This is a genomic window from Burkholderia semiarida (genome assembly GCF_029268935.1).
In the GTDB taxonomy this organism is placed as follows: Bacteria; Pseudomonadota; Gammaproteobacteria; order Burkholderiales; family Burkholderiaceae; genus Burkholderia; species Burkholderia semiarida.
In genome coordinates this window covers 131626-146767 of sequence record NZ_JAHLCL010000010.1, presented here as the reverse complement: position 1 = coordinate 146767, position 15142 = coordinate 131626, and the positions used below count along the sequence as shown (strand labels likewise).

16 protein-coding genes are annotated in these 15142 nt (G+C 60.9%); 5 read left to right on the top strand and 11 right to left on the bottom strand.

Going from position 1 to position 15142, the window contains the following annotated elements:
• Positions 1-68 precede the first annotated feature (68 nt).
• Positions 69-398, top strand: coding sequence for a helix-turn-helix domain-containing protein (locus KPB06_RS33590; protein ID WP_275920588.1), 330 nt, complete (start codon positions 69-71; stop codon positions 396-398).
• A gap of 149 nt (positions 399-547) precedes the next feature.
• Here KPB06_RS33590 and KPB06_RS33585 read toward each other — a convergent pair whose 3' ends face one another.
• The 11 genes from KPB06_RS33585 to KPB06_RS33535 form a co-directional block, all read right to left on the bottom strand.
• The gene (locus tag KPB06_RS33585; protein ID WP_275920587.1) at positions 548-1087 is read right to left on the bottom strand and encodes a hypothetical protein; all 540 of its coding nucleotides are present in this window, start codon (positions 1085-1087) and stop codon (positions 548-550) included.
• 522 nt (positions 1088-1609) lie between these two features.
• The gene (locus tag KPB06_RS33580) at positions 1610-2212 is read right to left on the bottom strand and encodes a hypothetical protein (RefSeq protein ID WP_275920586.1); all 603 of its coding nucleotides are present in this window, start codon (positions 2210-2212) and stop codon (positions 1610-1612) included.
• Between the two features lie 180 nt (positions 2213-2392).
• A complete protein-coding gene (locus KPB06_RS33575; RefSeq protein WP_275920585.1) occupies positions 2393-3037 on the bottom strand; it encodes a cysteine peptidase family C39 domain-containing protein in 645 nt (214 codons plus the stop codon).
• A gap of 1 nt (position 3038) precedes the next feature.
• A complete protein-coding gene (locus KPB06_RS33570; RefSeq protein ID WP_275920584.1) occupies positions 3039-3338 on the bottom strand; it encodes a hypothetical protein in 300 nt (99 codons plus the stop codon).
• Between the two features lie 156 nt (positions 3339-3494).
• Complete coding sequence (locus KPB06_RS33565; protein ID WP_275920583.1) at positions 3495-4016, bottom strand: hypothetical protein; 522 nt, start codon at positions 4014-4016, stop codon at positions 3495-3497.
• A gap of 106 nt (positions 4017-4122) precedes the next feature.
• Positions 4123-5178, bottom strand: a complete 1056-nt coding sequence (locus tag KPB06_RS33560; RefSeq protein ID WP_275920582.1) for a hypothetical protein — start codon at positions 5176-5178, stop codon at positions 4123-4125.
• Positions 5175-6119, bottom strand: a complete 945-nt coding sequence (locus tag KPB06_RS33555) for a recombination directionality factor (protein ID WP_275920581.1) — start codon at positions 6117-6119, stop codon at positions 5175-5177. The genes KPB06_RS33560 and KPB06_RS33555 overlap by 4 nt, the downstream gene beginning before the upstream one ends.
• A 29-nt stretch (positions 6120-6148) precedes the next feature.
• Entirely contained in the window at positions 6149-7141 is a 993-nt protein-coding gene (locus tag KPB06_RS33550; protein ID WP_275920580.1) for a YqaJ viral recombinase family nuclease, read from the bottom strand.
• A 71-nt stretch (positions 7142-7212) separates the two neighbouring features.
• The gene (locus tag KPB06_RS33545) at positions 7213-8181 is read right to left on the bottom strand and encodes a DUF932 domain-containing protein (protein WP_275920579.1); all 969 of its coding nucleotides are present in this window, start codon (positions 8179-8181) and stop codon (positions 7213-7215) included.
• 90 nt (positions 8182-8271) lie between these two features.
• Positions 8272-8616, bottom strand: a complete 345-nt coding sequence (locus KPB06_RS33540) for a hypothetical protein (protein ID WP_275920578.1) — start codon at positions 8614-8616, stop codon at positions 8272-8274.
• 110 nt (positions 8617-8726) lie between these two features.
• Positions 8727-9482: a hypothetical protein gene (locus KPB06_RS33535; RefSeq protein ID WP_275920577.1), complete on the bottom strand. Its 756-nt coding sequence runs from the start codon at positions 9480-9482 to the stop codon at positions 8727-8729.
• Between the two features lie 274 nt (positions 9483-9756).
• Between KPB06_RS33535 and KPB06_RS33530 the strand changes: the two genes are divergently transcribed.
• The 4 genes from KPB06_RS33530 to KPB06_RS33515 are packed head-to-tail and all read left to right on the top strand — an operon-like array spanning position 9757 to position 15136.
• Positions 9757-9975 carry a hypothetical protein gene (locus KPB06_RS33530; protein WP_275920576.1) on the top strand — a complete coding sequence of 73 codons (219 nt, stop codon included), beginning with the start codon at positions 9757-9759 and terminating at the stop codon, positions 9973-9975.
• Positions 9972-10877 (top strand): DUF4007 family protein, encoded by a 906-nt coding sequence (locus KPB06_RS33525; RefSeq protein WP_275920575.1) that lies wholly within the window; start codon positions 9972-9974, stop codon positions 10875-10877. Before KPB06_RS33530 ends, KPB06_RS33525 begins: the two co-directional genes overlap by 4 nt.
• Positions 10870-14331, top strand: coding sequence for a hypothetical protein (locus KPB06_RS33520; protein WP_275920574.1), 3462 nt, complete (start codon positions 10870-10872; stop codon positions 14329-14331). The genes KPB06_RS33525 and KPB06_RS33520 overlap by 8 nt, the downstream gene beginning before the upstream one ends.
• Entirely contained in the window at positions 14309-15136 is an 828-nt protein-coding gene (locus KPB06_RS33515; protein ID WP_275920573.1) for a phosphoadenosine phosphosulfate reductase family protein, read from the top strand. Before KPB06_RS33520 ends, KPB06_RS33515 begins: the two co-directional genes overlap by 23 nt.
• Positions 15137-15142: the final 6 nt, after the last annotated feature.

Below are 15142 nucleotides of genomic sequence, written 5' to 3'. Positions count from 1 at the left end.
TAAACACTACACTAAGTGAAGAGTTTATAGCGTCGTTAATCAGTCTGCGGGCGGGCATCCTGCGTGCCATGACCGTCAAGCGCTCAACATCACCCGCTGCCCGCCCAGCCCCTATCTCCATTGCCCTCGGCAAGCGGATCAAGGAGTGCCGGCATGCAGCCGAGAAGTCCCAAGAGACGCTCGCCTTCGAGGCGCACGTTGATCGCACTTACATCTCGGCGATCGAACGCGGGATCGCTAACCCGTCCGTCGAGACGCTCGCGAACATTTGCTACTCCTTGAATGTGACGCTGGCCGAACTCTTCGCCCCGCTGGATGGGGTGTCGCTGAAGCCGACCGGCGAGCGCCGCACGAATGCCGCGACGCCGCCGGAGATCAAGCGGCAGCGCTTACGGTAATGGGATAAGCCAGCGATTCGTTTTGAGCCCTATGGCGCTAAAGCGACGGGGCGCGTAGCCGGTGATTTGAATGCCGGGACCGGATATTTGCACGATCTAGTTGGGTTAGCGGCGCTGCATGAGCACTCCGGCGCCGCCGTTAGGATGTATCAGATCGCGTACCAGTGTGCCCATGGACGCGAAGGCGAAAAAGAAACCAGCGCCGTCTCTTGAGTGAGGTTTTGTTGCATGAACAGCAGTATGTCAAAAACGCGTCCATACTGACCTGTCAGCATCGGAAATCTGCTGTTTTCGGTCGCCTCGTCTAGCATGCGGAACTCTCTCGCTACGCACTCAGCGATGTAAAACGGCAGCACACAAATTCTTTTTGCATCTGCGTGTCCTTTCACCGGCATGAGGTACCGCGTTCGGGGCCGACCGCCTCGGCCGAACCCTGATAAACCGGCCATGCCCAGGCCTCTTCTTACCTGGCTATCAAATGCGGGCATTAGTCCAGCAATCAGCAACAGAGCTTTCATTGGATAGGTTACATTCGTGTTCGCAACCAGAATGACAGATGCAAGTTCGATCAACGTGCCGATGAGACATTCGTCGAAATCATCGACAGTCTTGAACGAGCAGCTTGCGTTCACGCTTCGGACGCCATCGATTAACGCCAGAGACGGGAAGCTAGCCGCCAGCTTCGTCAAGTTATCATGGAGCATCGGATTGCATAGTCCGTCTATCACTGCCTCTATCGACTGACAGGCCGGAGCGCCACGTTTACCGGCGCCCCAGCTTCGCAAGGCTTGTACGAGTACGTGAGACAACCGCTTCGCGGACCCAGTAGACGGCGCATTCAAAAGGTAATCCACCGCTTGGCTGCGGACCGTGAAGTAATCTTGGTGGTATGTAGGATTGAAATTGTCAATCGCTCTGGTAAGAGCGACGATGTCGTCGGTGATTTTTAAGCACATTTCAATACTGCCTGCGCATTAGGTCCGGAGTGCGGAGGGTTAGATGTTGATTTGCAACCGTTAGACAAAGTCTGGGGTTAAGAAACATCCACTGCTTTGTTTCTGTGCCTGATGCGGAAAGGCCTTAGGGCAGATATCGCCACGGACCGTCCACCGGGTGCCATAAATGGTTATCGATCCGCTATAAATCCGCACGCTCTAGGCGCGCCTTCATGTTTTACGTGGAGGGGCGACGTCGATATAAAGTGCCGGTGCTCAAGCCGTGACTTCAACAAGGCACACATAGTGGGCGTTGTGTTCGCGACCGATCGCCGTCGCGGTGAAAATGCCTCGCGTTACGTGGCTACCTCGCAAGGTCGGCATCGCTGCCGGATGAAATATGCAAGGACGACCGAACTCCGCAAACCGCTGATGGGGGGCTCCTCGTCCGAGGATCACGAGGAAGCTGCGGCAATTCCGGTTCCGTGCTCGCTTCGCGCGACACAATCTTGCAAGCTTGTACAAGTCCCGATCGAATGCATCAGAATTGGCGTCTTGAAACTTAAGCTCGAACATGAACCGTGTACGGTACACAAAACGGCCTTCACTATTCCGGAGACGGGCGCGAACAGCCAAGTCGCCCTTCCATTGTGTCGACTGAAAGTCCATGGGAGCGATTAACTTATACGCCGGATCTTCGAAGACCTTCATGTTCCGTGGCAGTTGCAGCTTCATCAAGCGCTTCAGATCATTCTGACGCACCCTCTCGTGAATTCGCGCCCCCTCTTCTTCTATCCATTTGGCGCCGGACAAGAAAGCGTAGCTCTGCAGGCTGAGGACCAGCCATCGCGGTACGCGCGCTGTATCGTACTGTGTCATTTGTCGAGCCGAGATTTGTGGGCGGACCGTTTCCGGCCCATTATTTCACCGTGTCGAGCGCTTGCTGCCGTGTCGTGGGTTTCGGAAGCCCTCTACTCACCGGGCAGCGGCTGCATCGGGCCAGCTTCGGGGATTATCGCGCGAACTGTAGGCGTCGCGCGAACGCGGCGCCTTCCAAGATCAAGGGGCAATGGTTGCGCCCGCAGCCGCGATAGCTCGGATTGATATAACGCCTTTCAGACAGATGACCCGTGCTGCGTTTGACAGCCGGTAAATCATTCCGTCATCGCCATGCCGGTCCAGTCTCGCGTTAAAGCATGCAAGTGCAGGTGCGTCTCCCGCAGGATCGAGCAGCAGCAATGAACGCGATTCGAAGGCTCGCCCGTTCTGGCGTCCCTCAATACCGACGACGAGCGCCGCATGTGCGCTCACCGGATATGGCTGGTTCCAGCCGACGATCACAGGGTTGCCTGCAGCGAGCTCCTTCTCGCTGAAACGCAGGATGGACGTGGTGCTTCCGTCGCGGAGCACAGGTCGCACGCCGATATTGAGTTCGGCGATGAAGCCTGCGAGCTCCGACAGTGTGAGCCCGTGCAGGTAGTGCGGCCACGCATGGTCCCACACGGTGCGTTCTGCGCCTTCGCCGTGATACGGCAGCCAGACCGGATCACTTACCTTGCCCAGCAGCGTAAGCGCCATCGCGACGCAGTGCAGGGTGCTGCCGCCGTCCCAGTGGCCCTGACGGCTGAAAAGCTTCGCGCCGGTCGCGGCGACCGCAGGCGATTCGCCGGGATACAGCGCGGCATGGAATTTCTGGATCAGCATGTCAGTAGTCTCCCGGCAGGAGGAAGGTGGTCGCGGAGCGGTCCCACTCCGTGATGACCCATACGGTCTGGTTGTTGGGCAGCACGTAGCTCGACAGCACGCGCAGCCCTGCATCGACGGCGAGTTCGTTCTGCTCGCGGTCGGACTGGCACAGGTCGCCCCAGTCACCACGAAGGTGGCGTACGAGCAGATCGAGGATCGAGACGTGCGCATTGGCGATCGCTTCGACGGCAGCAGGCGTGGCGAAAATGCGGCCGGGCGGGAAGCGCGGTCCCGCAAGACGGGTGGAAGGAAGATTCATGATGTTCTCCGTTGCAGGGGCGAACGCAGGCCTCCGGCAGGAGCCGGATGCTGGATCGCAGGAACAGGGGAAAGGGGTTAAGGCAGGTGTGGCGCGGTGAAGCGCCGGGCGGAACTGGCGGACTTCCGACGCGAGCGCGTTGGGGTAGTTGGGCTCTTACGCGGCCTGCTGTGCAGGCTGCTTTGCATAGCGCCGCAGCCCTTCCTGCACAAGCAAGCCAATGGCGTGCTTCACGCCGTCGGCATCCGACGTGTCGAACGTGGGAAGCGCGGTGACGGACAGCGAATTGCCCGACAGTCCGAACGTCGGATCGACGTGGACTCGGGAGATACCGGCTGCGGCGAGCGCGCGGTGCGCGTATTCCGCGAAGTCGTTCGTGTGGCCCAGCCTTTCGTTGCTGGCCGTGAGCCTGCGGCTGATGACGGCCATTTTCCGCACGGCGGCGCGCAGCTCGTTCAGACGCACGCCGATGTTCGAGTGGTATTCCAGCTCGAAGGCGTAGGCATCCCCGAACTGCTCGCTGAACGAGCAGCGGATGCGGATGTCGCCCATGTAGGCGTCGCCGAAGGCGTTGACGACGTAGTTACGCAGCTCGACGATGATGCGGCCGTAGCCGTATTCGGAATTGCCGTAGCAGTACGCGAAGGGTTCGTTACGCGGTTCGTTGCGTGTGGTCATGACAGTGCTCCTGGCTGGTGACGTGCGCATGCCTCCGGCACGACCGGATGCAGGCACGTCGGTGGAAACAATGGAAAGGAACGACGCCGGGCCTCGCGCCCGGCGTCTATGCCGCAGGTGAGAGCGCGGCGAGCTGGCGGCGCAGGGCGATAGCGCGCGACTGCGAACAGCCGAGATGCCGCCTGATGTCGGCGACCGTGGGACGAACGCGACCGGTGGCAACGTCGTGTGCAAGACGGGCCACCTCGTCATCGGAGACAGCGGCGTCGGGTAGCGGATCGTCGTGGGGCAGGTGACTGCCCGCAGGATCATCGTGACTATGAGTCGCGGCTTCGCGACCCGCCGTTACTTCCGCACGACTCTCCGGTACCGTTCCATTGCTGGCCGTCACGCCGACGTGACTGTCCGCTACTGCCGGGCTCATCGTGTCAGTCACGCAGGTGAGGGGCGCGACCGCTGCGACGAATCCCGGTAATGGCGCAGGCCGTAGTGCCAGCCACCACAGCAGGCAGGCGACGCCTTCGAGAACCGCAGCGAACGTCAAGCCGGACAGCAGATCGACGCGTGCAGCCGTGGTCCCGAGTAACGCCGCGAGCCGCGACGTGACCGGATCGGCGAGTAACGCGTCGCGCTGCGCGACCGCCCGGTCGTCCGCTGCCTGGCTTCGTCGCACGTCGCCCGCTTCCGCATCGAGCGCTTCGAGTCGCGTGGCCAGCGTCGCGTGACGGGTGACACGCGCGGTACAGTCACGGGAACAGCGCTGTGCATCCGCCCATGCAAGCTGCCGCACCATGGCTGCACGGTCTGCCATTACTGCGGTCAGGCTTCGATGGGACGTGGTCACCGGTGCACCTGCCATCGTCGCGGCCCGCAGCTCTCCGGCATGCTGTTGCGCGAACACGAAAAACACTGCATGCCCGTAACAGGCCGTCGCGAGACAGGCAGCCCACAGTGCGCTGCCGGTAATGCGCACGTGAAGCGGCGTATCGCGGATGAGCGCCGGTAGCAGATGGGCGGTGAAGACGAGCACGACGCCGGTGGCGACCCAGACGATGCGCTCGGGCAGCGTGCCGCCGCGCTGCCAGCCGGCGAGTACCGACAGGCTGAGCGCGGTGGCCGTGGCAGCGGCAGCGAGAGCCGCTGCCCTGCGCTGCGCGCTCATGCCGCCTTGCCGCCAAGCAGCACGGCCTTGCGGTCCAGCTTCTCGCGCAGCGTGGGCTTCGCCAGTGTGCCGGTATCCGTGGACGGCGGTGTATCGCCAGCAGAAGCTGCAGGCGATACGGAAGTGCCCGGCGCCGTGTCCGGATAGAACTCCTCCGCCACGGCGGCGCGCTCGTCGGGACTGTCCTCGAACACGCCATTGGCAAACCCGGCGCGTGCAGCGGCATCGAGCGCTGCCTGATCGAAACCTGCTGCACGGCGGCGCGCGTCCAGCTCCTGCGCTTCGATCAACGCCTGTTCGAGCGTGCTGCCCGAACGCACACCGAGATCGACGTAATAGATCGCCGACCTGTAGCTCTGTGTCGTCGACTTGCCGCGCAGCTTCAGTTCCAGCGGCAGGCATGCCAGCAGGTTGCCGGACACCGCGCTGAAGTAGTGCAGGCGCGCGGCGAGCGTACGGATCGAGTTGTACGAGGTGGTGCGGAAGATGAACGAGCCCAGTTCGTCCTCATCGCCGACGATGACGTTGAGCCGCGCATACGGCTTGCAGCCGCCCTGCGTGCCGAAGGCGCAGCCGTCCGGCGACGGACACGGCAGGGTTTCAATGCCGTTGCCCTCCACACCGACGCGCCGGCACGTGTTGCCGTCGCCCACGCACACGGGTCGTCCCGTGTCGCGGTCGAACATCGAATAGTCGGCCCGCAGGTTCAGGTCGGGAGCGTTGAACAGCATGCGCACGGGAATCGCGCGCAGCTTGCCGGTGGTGGCCTTGCGCAGCTGTTCGTTGAGCGGATGCAGCAGCCATTCGCCGCGCTGCTGCACCTGGGTGGTAAGCGTGAACTGGTCGTCCTTCTCGGGCAGGCGTTTGCCGCCCTTCTCGACGATGCGCCCGATAGAAATCCTGCCGACAACCGGCGGTGTAATGGAAAGTCCTTTGAGCATGATGGTCCTCGGTAAAGGGGGATACGGAATCAGGTGGAAACCAGAAAGCGCCGCGAACCGGGCCGGTCCATGGCGTACTGCGTCGCGAACTCCGGGTGATCGGCGAGCAGCCGTTTGAGGTCGACGGTGGATGAATCGCGGCTGCGCCGGAACGACACCGAGCCGGTCTCGAACACCGCACGCGTGGCTTCGCCCATGGCCTGGATGAGGGTCTGTCTGAGCAGCGCTTCCTGGGCTTCGCGCTGTTCGATTTCGGCACGCACCGCAACGAGGTCCGCGAATACCGAAGACAGACGCCGGTCATCGGTAAAATCCACGGTGCCGCTGTTGCCGGGATACAGGTGCCGCAGCGCACGCTCTGCCGATTCCGATCCATCCGCAGGCGGCGGCGTGTCGGTCTTCACGAAGCGCCAGAAGCGCTGCTCAAGCTCGATGAGCCGGCCAATGAGTGCATCGTCCCGCTCGACGCGAAACACTTCGAGTGCCTGACCGCAGAGCAGCACGGCGACGTGCGCTGCCGTCCTGCCCGTGACCGCGAGCTGGTGCTGCACCTGCAGTTCGACATACTCCGGCACGCCTTCGCGCCACAGCCGTGCCCCAAACTCGCCAGCCGTCTTGCACTCCAGCAACTGCACGTCCCGGCACCCCACCACTTCGCGGTCGACGTTGGCGAGCATCCATGGAATCGTCGGATGACGCAGGACGGCGTTGATGCGCCGCACCCGGTTGCCAGTCTGCTTCGTGTAGGACGCAGCCACGATGGGTTCGAGCAGCGTCCCCCAGTACGTGGGCGAGGTCGTATCGTCCGGTGCAGGACGCGGCATGCCTTCGGCCCGGCCGGTCTTGTCAAGCCAAAGCTCAAGCTGGCTCATGTACGGGTTGAGGCCGACGGCGGCGGCGGCATCCGAGCCGCCGATGCCGGTACGCCGCACGGCGAGCCAGTCGTCGCGCTCCAGGTGCTTCGTTTCGACGAGCCTCAACGCGGGCCGCCTGCGTGGCCCGTCGGGTTGTGTCGCGCTCATGGCGTCTCCAGAAGTACAAAGGCCCGACAGGTGAACCTGGCCGGGCCGGCGTTGAAGGAAAGGGGAAGGAACTACACGACGAGGCGCAGCGCTTCATCCCACGCCTTCTGCTTAAGCGCAGCACCTGCACCGAACCATGCGGCATCGAGGCGGTGATCGTCGCTGCGTGCGCGGCGGTGGTGATCGCAGTATTCCGTCACTGCGTTGAGAAGGCCCCACGCGGTACCCGAAGCGGAAGCGAGATCGGCACCCTTGCCGCGCCCGGCATAAAGCTGGCCCACGGCCTTGATGGCGCGCTCGTTCACGGCAACAGCGTCGCGGTCGGCCGTTGCTGCGGGCGAGTACGTGAGCACACGCCGCAGGAACTTCTCTGCGGCTGCATCGGAAACCTTGCGCTCCGACAGCGCCTTCATGCGCACCATGAACGCGTCCCACGACGACACGGCGATGCCGAGCTGACGTTTCACCGCAGCAGCGTCGAACTGCGAGCGGTGCGGCACCTTCACGGCGCCCGTGCCGTCTCCCAATGCGATGGCGAGGGTGTTGTTACAGACCACGCGGACACTCGTGAACTGCGCAGTCGTCGCAAGCGATCCATCACACGCCGTGGCGAGCAGCAGATAGCCATTGACGGTATCGCGGCCCCTGAGTGTGGCCGACTGCCCGGTCTTCGCGAGCGCCCACAGCTTGCGGCCCTCCTTGAGCACACCGGCCGTTTCGAGCTCGAAGCCCCCCACTTCCGTGAGGTCTCTGTAGAACTCGAGAATCTGTGCGGGCTGAACTACGTTGTACCGGGCAGAAACGACGGACAGGGGAGCCTTCGTGTCGCTCCTGTACAAAACTTTCTGCTCGGGAAACGCGTGGATGGCGCCGAGGTTGCGGTTGCCGCTGGCGACGAAGCGCACTTCGGCTTCCTCGATGGTCCAGTCCATGCCGGCGGCGCGGCTCCACACTTCGAGCGGCTGCTTGGGGGCGAGCCGGTTACCAAGGCCATGCCACGGCTCTTCACCGGCATACGCCATTGTCTGTACGAGATGCATCTGGGGACTCCTTTTGGAAAAGAACGCATAAAGCCCGGCACAGGGCCGGGCGCAATGAATGGATACGGAAACGTAAGGGCCAGTGGAGCGCTAGCGCGGCTTGCTGCTGAAGGTGCGTCCGCAGGCGAGGCACCGCCAGTTGTCGAGAACCTTCTGGTCGACTGCTTCGCCGAAGGCCGCTCCCGTGGCGCAGCCCGCCGCGCCCGCCACGAACCCGGCGAGGAGTGCGCCGGCCACGCTGCCCAGCGGTCCGCCGATCATGCCGGCGGCAGCGCCGGCTTCGGCGCCCGATAGGGCAACGGCGACGGCGCTGCCGGCACCCGCTGCGGCACCGACTGCACCGCCGATGCGCCGGGCGACGTGGCGCGGTTCCGTACGCGTCGACTGGCAGTGAGGACAGGCCTGGCTGCTGCCGGCATCGGGCTCTTCATGCATGGCGCGCGTCCTCCGAGCGTGACGCGTACGTTGTGCGGTGGGAGAGGCTGAACATTGTGGAACTCCTGTGTGTGGCAGCAGCTGCGTGCGGCCACGTGTGCAGTTGCGCTTCAATGGGCGTGTGAGCCGAAGACCTGTCCGCATGAGCGACACCGGTAGTTCGGGAGCAGGTTGTCGTCAATGGCCGCTCCGACAGCGGAGCCCGCTGCACCGCCTGCGGCGCCGCCGAGCAGACCGGCGATCACGGCACCCGCGAGGCCACCAAAGATGAAGCCGACAGGACCGCCGATAGCGCCCACCGCCGCGCCGGCTTCGGCACCCGACAGCGCCATGGCGAAGCCGCCGGTCGCGCCAGCCACGCTGCCGATCGTGCCGCCCGTCCTGCGGCCCAGATCGAGTGTGTCGATCCGCGTCGAGTCGCAGTGCGGACAGCGCGTCGCTGCGGCAGCGATGGATGGATCAGCACCGCCACCCGGCCACGGAAAGAAAGGAGAGAACATGCTTTCGGGATCGGCCGGCGTATCACGGACAGGCCGTGGTCGATCTTCTGCGTCGGGCAGGGGCGGCTCAAAGGCCGGCTTGTCGCCGGAACCGGTGCGGCGTTCGCGAGCCGGCTCCGGATTGAACGTCGAGGCAAACGGCTGTGCGGCATTCAGCGCGTGGTCGGGATATGGCGCGAACGCTTCCCACTCGTCGCCCTCATCGAAGGCGGACGGCGGATAGCTACGGGCGGCGCGGGCGGGAGGTGGAACAACGGGCGGCTGCGGTGAGCGCCTGTGCATTACGAGCCACGCGATGACTGAAAGCACTGCGACGATTGCCAGCCCTGCGCCGGTGAGTGCAGCAGCGTGAAGGGAAGGATTCACGGAACCTCCTGGGCGAAGTGCGCCGCTGCGGGATTGCAGCGACGGAGCGGCCGGGGATGGCCGTGCTCAGGTAGGTGATATGTAGCTGAGATTTTCTGTACGCCGTCAGTCGGGAGCGAAACCGCTGCGCAGCGAGGGCTGGGGGGCTGAACGAGATCTTGCTAACGACGCTCTTGCAACGGGCGATGATGAAAACGACACATACCGAACCTGGACCGTTTTAAGTTAAGATTCACCCGAATTCCAACCATGTTTTTGCCTTGGCGAGTACTTCATGAAGGTTCATTTTGGTACAAAAAAAGTACAGAAAATGGGGCGGGTTGCGCTTACCGATGCCTTGCTACGTAATGCAGGCATCCAGGAAGGTGACTCTGTCGATCTGTACTTTGACGCCACGACCAAGGCCATCATTATTGAGCGCACGCCGGTCTCCGGAGAGCCACAGGCATCCGCAGGGGTTACGCGTGTCGCAACCAAATCCAGAAAATCATGACAATCACAGATCGCTTTTCCGGACATGAGTCCTTTGTTTGCCGATATGGCTGGTTGCCCAAAGCCTATCAAGCAGTGTCAGCCGATCCCCACCTCTTTCGAGACGAAGAGCGAGCGATGCATCAGCTTGGCATTGGACGCAACATGGTGAAGTCGCTCCAGTTCTGGTGTGAGGCAATGGGCGTATTGAGCTTTGTGGCGGGGCAAGGCCATATACCTGGACCCATTGGCCGCAAACTGCTCGATCCGGACCACGGCTGGGATCCTCATCTGGAGTCTTTTGAGTCGCTATGGTTACTTCATTGGCGATTGTGTACCAACGCGGCACTCGCGGCTTGGTCGGTGGTGTTTGGAGAGGCGCGACTAGTGCGCTTCGACCGACAGAGGTTGATAGGCGCTCTGGCCGAACGTGCCGCTGGTGCTGCCCGGCCGCTCGCGCCCAGCACGCTTGAGCAACATGCCTCGATTTTTCTCCAAAGCTACTATCAGGCAGAGCGCAGCAGTGACGATACATCGTGGTGTCCGTTGCAAGATCTGTTGCTTGTACGCGCCTCGAAGGAAGAAGATGGCCGCATAGTGTTCAATACCGATTTGCGTGCTCCGGTTGGTCTTAGCTTGCGAGTTTTTGCTATTGCGCTAGTCGAATATGTGAAAACAAATAACAACGGGTCGTTTTCCGTTGAATTTCTTCATTTGCTCAAAGGCGAAAATAGCCCAGGAGTGATCTTTCGCCTAGACGAGTACCAGCTTCGCACGTTCGTTGAGAACCTAGCAGACGGCGTCTTGAACGGAGCGCTCCGATTCATCGACACGTCTGACACTCAGAGTGTCGTGGTCGACACATCTCGCGTCGACCAGCACTACGTGCTTAATGCTGACAAGGAGGCTATCGCCCATGCTTGACCGAGTCATTGATGGCCTTGAGCTTCGTGCGCAACATACACGGTCCATCTCGCTAAGCCGTGATCTTCATGACGACGCGGCAATTGCCAGATATTTACCAACGCCTAACGCCATCCAGGCGCTTAAGCAGATCGGAAGCGCATTAGCGCACAGTGATTCCCAGCGCGCATGGAAGGTGGTCGGCCCATACGGAAGCGGCAAGTCGGCATTGGGCATCGTCCTCGCGCAGTTGCTCCAAGGGCCAAGTGCGTGCCCTGCAGCACATGAGATGTTGCGTGGCGTCTCCGCGCCAGTTGCCAGCTTGTTCGCTGCGTCCAGGCGGTTTCCGATGGCGATGGTGGGCGCACGCCTATCTATCGGAGTGGCTCTTGGCACTGAAATTCAACGCGCGCTCTCTCGTTGGCCTAACGGGAAAGGTGTGAATGCCTTTAAAAAGCATCTCTCCGAACCTGGGTGCTACAAGGGGCGACCGATCAACGCTGTGGCTGGTGAGCTTATGCGCGATTTCTCTTCGATCGTTGTTGCGCAAGGGTTTGCCGGAACCGTTCTCTTGATCGACGAAGTGGGGAAGTTCATTGAACATGCCGCACTGCATCCAGACGCTGGGGACCTGATCGCGCTGCAGCAGCTGGCTGAGGAGGCGTGCCGATCTGCTGACGATTCGTTGGCATTGGTGGTGATGCAACACCAAAACTTTGCTAGCTATGCGGCTGGCGTCGGACGTGCATTGGACGACGAGTGGCACAAGGTCGCTTCGCGGTTTGAGGAGATTCCTTTCGACGAGCCAGTTGAGCGCTATGTTCATTTTGCAGCTCACGCGCTTGGCGTCAAGCCTGCCTTGTATCGCGATTCCGCGCTTGCGCAGTCCGCGCGCGTCGTGTTTGATGTCGCGTTGGAACAGGACATCCTTCGGGCACCTACCTCGGCAGACAGGCGCTTGTTTCAGCATCCAGAAAGGCTCTATCCGCTTCACCCGCTGACGCTTGCCGCGTTGGCAGTCATTTCAAAGCGCTATGGGCAAAGCGAGCGTTCGTTCCATGCCTTTCTCAACAGTAACGAGCCGGCCGGCCTGCGTGATTTCGCGCAAACCGCGTCAATGGAAGGTCACCCCTGGTATCGCCTGACGGAAGCATTTGACTACCTTGCATCCGGCCAGGGAATGCGCTTTCGGGATCTCGCTGCCGAGCGACGCTGGACGTTTGCGGTAACCGCCATTGATCGACATGGAAATGACGCGAGTGCGCTGTCCATTCTCAAGACCATTGCTGTGCTGGAACTTGTCCAGTCTTCTCTGAGGCTGCGCATTACTCCGGAGCTGGTTGCATATGCACTTCATCGACAGGATGTCCCTGAGACGAAGGAACGGCTCGACCGCCTAGTGTCGCAGAACCTGCTGATTTGCCGCCATAATCGATCGGAATACGGCTTCGCAGTTTCGGAGGCCGTCAACATCGAAGCGCTGTACGACGACGCTGCTCAGATCGCTGAAGCGGAACTCGTGGTTCGGGGGGCCAAGCATGTGCTTGGCAATCGGCTCGTTATCGCCAACAGGCACTATGACCGCCGTGGAACTATTCGAACTTTGGCGATCGACGTTGGCACCATGTCGGCATGGCCCGGTGTGGCCTCCGAGAAGAATGATGGTGAGGGGCAACCTGATGGATGGCTCCGGCTTGTTCTGGTGACGGCCGGTTCGAAAGAACAGGGCGAGGCACTGAAGCGTATTCGAGGTACGGACGCTCCTCTGAGTGTCTACTGTTGTCTTGCTTTGTCGACGCAGGGACGGGCGGCGCTCGCGGAGTTGGCCATATGGCTCTCGGTACAGCAGGACGTAACGAGCAAGCGACTTGATCCGTGGACCAGTCAATATGTTGATAGCCGCCTCCATCAGGTGAAGGAGGACGTCGATGCCGTCGTGTTTTCGGCGCTTGCCGCTGGACAAGGCATCTCGGGACCGCAGTATTGGTACCAGGGCAAGGTTATCCCGAATTGCGAATCGATGAACGTAAATCAAATCGCGTCCTGGCTGTTTGAGACGGTCTTTAAGGATGCGCCTCGAATCGTCAATGAGCTAATTAACAAGGACCGCCCGGCGTCTGCCGTGGTACTGGCTCGCCAGAGACTCATCGACTCGCTTTTGGCCGGCCCGACGGATGGCCCGATCTTTGGCGATAAGGAGTTCCCACCGGAACGTTTGATTCACGCGACATTGATACGCGACACGGGTATCTGGGAGCCGGACGGCAATAGCTGGAAGCTGCTCCCTCCGAGAAAGGGATCTCCCGTTGATATCACTATGGTTTGGGCAGAGATCTCGCGCATCCTAACAAGCGAGGGCGAAGCCCCGACTTTTGAGCAAGTTCAACGCGCACTGGCAGCGCCACCCTTTGGGGTACGTAATGGACCGAGTAGCGTTTGGCTCACGATATATCTGCTGATTCATCGTAGCCGGTGCGCCATATTCGAACGCGGTACGTTGGTGCTAGAACTCACGAGCGAGTACATCCAGCGTATGTACAAGAACCCTCAAACGTTCCAGCTAAGGGAACTGCCGCAGGGACTGGATAGCCGTGACCTGCTGCGCGACTATGGCTCAGTACTGGCTTCGCTTGGCGCTTTGCCCACGGGCGAAGTCACGTATTTGGCGCTGGCACGTTCGCTATATCGGTGGTTTGCTCAGCTTTCTGATTTCGCGAAACAGACGGGACGGATCGGTAAGGATGCAGTGCTGGTTCGCGCACGTTTGGGGAAAGCCCAAGATCCCATCGAGCTGCTGACCACGACGCTTCCGCAGGCGCACGTGCAGAGCAAGACGAGTAGTCATTTCGTCGAATGGTTGTCTTCGGCCCTGACAGATCTCGGTATGAGTCAGCGCAAACTGCAGGAGACAGTCGCCCTCGAGCTTGGGCGAGTCTTCGGTATCGCCGGCCAGCTGGGTAGGATTCGCAGCCAACTGCAGGCGGAGTGTTCCAGCGCGGCCGCTGGTTTGGCGGATGCCCGGCTCAAGAGTTTCATCTTGCGCTGCACCGATGTCTCACTGACGGATGAGAAGTGGCTTGATTCAGTGGCGAGCCTGCTGGTACAGCGGCCATTAGACATGTGGACGGACGAAACGATGGAGAGTTTCGCCCGCGCGGCCACAGAAATAGGCGGCCATTATCGTCGCTGGTTGCGACTCGTCATGCAGCGGAAGGAGGCCCCACGAGCAGCGGAGCGTTTTGTTAGCGTAACGCTGACCGGCGCGACGGGGCAGGAATCTGCTCTGTTTGTCGCAAAATCCGAACAGTCCGCTAAGTTGGCTCGCACTATTCTCGACGTCCTAGAGAAGCAGCCTGCGGCAGACCCGCATACGGCCGCCGCCGCTTTGACGGAAGCGCTGCAAGGCCTCAATGTGATGCAATTACAGTTGAACTCGACAAAGGAGAAAGCTCATGACGAGCGGGAAGCGGGTTAGGCACATTCTCAGCTTGTCCGGGGGGAAGGACAGCGCTGCACTCGCCATCTATCTTCGCGATCGAGTTCCGGAGATGGAGTACATTTTTAGCGATACGGGAAAGGAACTGCCCGAAACGTACGCGTACCTGCAGCGCATTTCGGATTATCTCGGTAAGGAGGTAACGCGCCTCAATGCCGATGTTGGGTTTGACCACTGGTATGAGATGTACGGCGGCATGATTCCGTCTAATCACCGGCGGTGGTGCACACGAGCGTTAAAGCTCAAACCGTTCGAACAGCATTGCGGGAGCGATGAGGTTGTGAACTATGTCGGCTTGCGCGCTGATGAAGATCGTAGCGGGTACATTAGTCACAAGCCCAATATTAGGGCCGTCTATCCATTTCGCGAGGACGGGTTGGTGCTGCGTGACATCGAAGAAATCCTCCGAAACTCCGGCGTCGGTATGCCTCCCTACACGCGTTGGGGGCGAACGCGTTCTGGATGCTACTTTTGTTTTTATCAACAAAAAATTGAATGGGTACGGCTGAAAGAGACGCATCCGGATCTGTTCGAGAAAGCGAAGGCATATGAAAAGCCCTACGAGAAAACGGGAAATTTCTTCACGTGGAGCCAAGGGGAAAGTCTGGCTGAATTGGAGCGTCCCGAGCGGATGGAAGAAATCAAACGCGAACACGTGATCCGCATTGAGCGCAGAGCGCAGCGACGCGAGAACGTTACTCTGATGGAGGTCTTCGCGCAGGCGGATTCGGCCGAAATCCCGGAGGAAGACGATGACCAGGGCTGTTTGGTCTGCCAGCTCTGACACATT

Coding starts and splice junctions, on each gene's coding strand:
- KPB06_RS33545 (WP_275920579.1), bottom strand. CDS start 8,181: ATGCATCTCGTACAGACAATGGCGTATGCCGGTGAAGAGCCGTGGCAT.
- KPB06_RS33550 (WP_275920580.1), bottom strand. CDS start 7,141: ATGAGCGCGACACAACCCGACGGGCCACGCAGGCGGCCCGCGTTGAGG.
- KPB06_RS33570 (WP_275920584.1), bottom strand. CDS start 3,338: ATGAATCTTCCTTCCACCCGTCTTGCGGGACCGCGCTTCCCGCCCGGC.
- KPB06_RS33580 (WP_275920586.1), bottom strand. CDS start 2,212: ATGACACAGTACGATACAGCGCGCGTACCGCGATGGCTGGTCCTCAGC.
- KPB06_RS33520 (WP_275920574.1), top strand. CDS start 10,870: ATGCTTGACCGAGTCATTGATGGCCTTGAGCTTCGTGCGCAACATACA.
- KPB06_RS33560 (WP_275920582.1), bottom strand. CDS start 5,178: ATGAGCGCGCAGCGCAGGGCAGCGGCTCTCGCTGCCGCTGCCACGGCC.
- KPB06_RS33565 (WP_275920583.1), bottom strand. CDS start 4,016: ATGACCACACGCAACGAACCGCGTAACGAACCCTTCGCGTACTGCTAC.
- KPB06_RS33515 (WP_275920573.1), top strand. CDS start 14,309: ATGACGAGCGGGAAGCGGGTTAGGCACATTCTCAGCTTGTCCGGGGGG.
- KPB06_RS33575 (WP_275920585.1), bottom strand. CDS start 3,037: ATGCTGATCCAGAAATTCCATGCCGCGCTGTATCCCGGCGAATCGCCT.
- KPB06_RS33555 (WP_275920581.1), bottom strand. CDS start 6,119: ATGCTCAAAGGACTTTCCATTACACCGCCGGTTGTCGGCAGGATTTCT.
- KPB06_RS33540 (WP_275920578.1), bottom strand. CDS start 8,616: ATGCATGAAGAGCCCGATGCCGGCAGCAGCCAGGCCTGTCCTCACTGC.
- KPB06_RS33530 (WP_275920576.1), top strand. CDS start 9,757: ATGAAGGTTCATTTTGGTACAAAAAAAGTACAGAAAATGGGGCGGGTT.
- KPB06_RS33525 (WP_275920575.1), top strand. CDS start 9,972: ATGACAATCACAGATCGCTTTTCCGGACATGAGTCCTTTGTTTGCCGA.
- KPB06_RS33590 (WP_275920588.1), top strand. CDS start 69: ATGACCGTCAAGCGCTCAACATCACCCGCTGCCCGCCCAGCCCCTATC.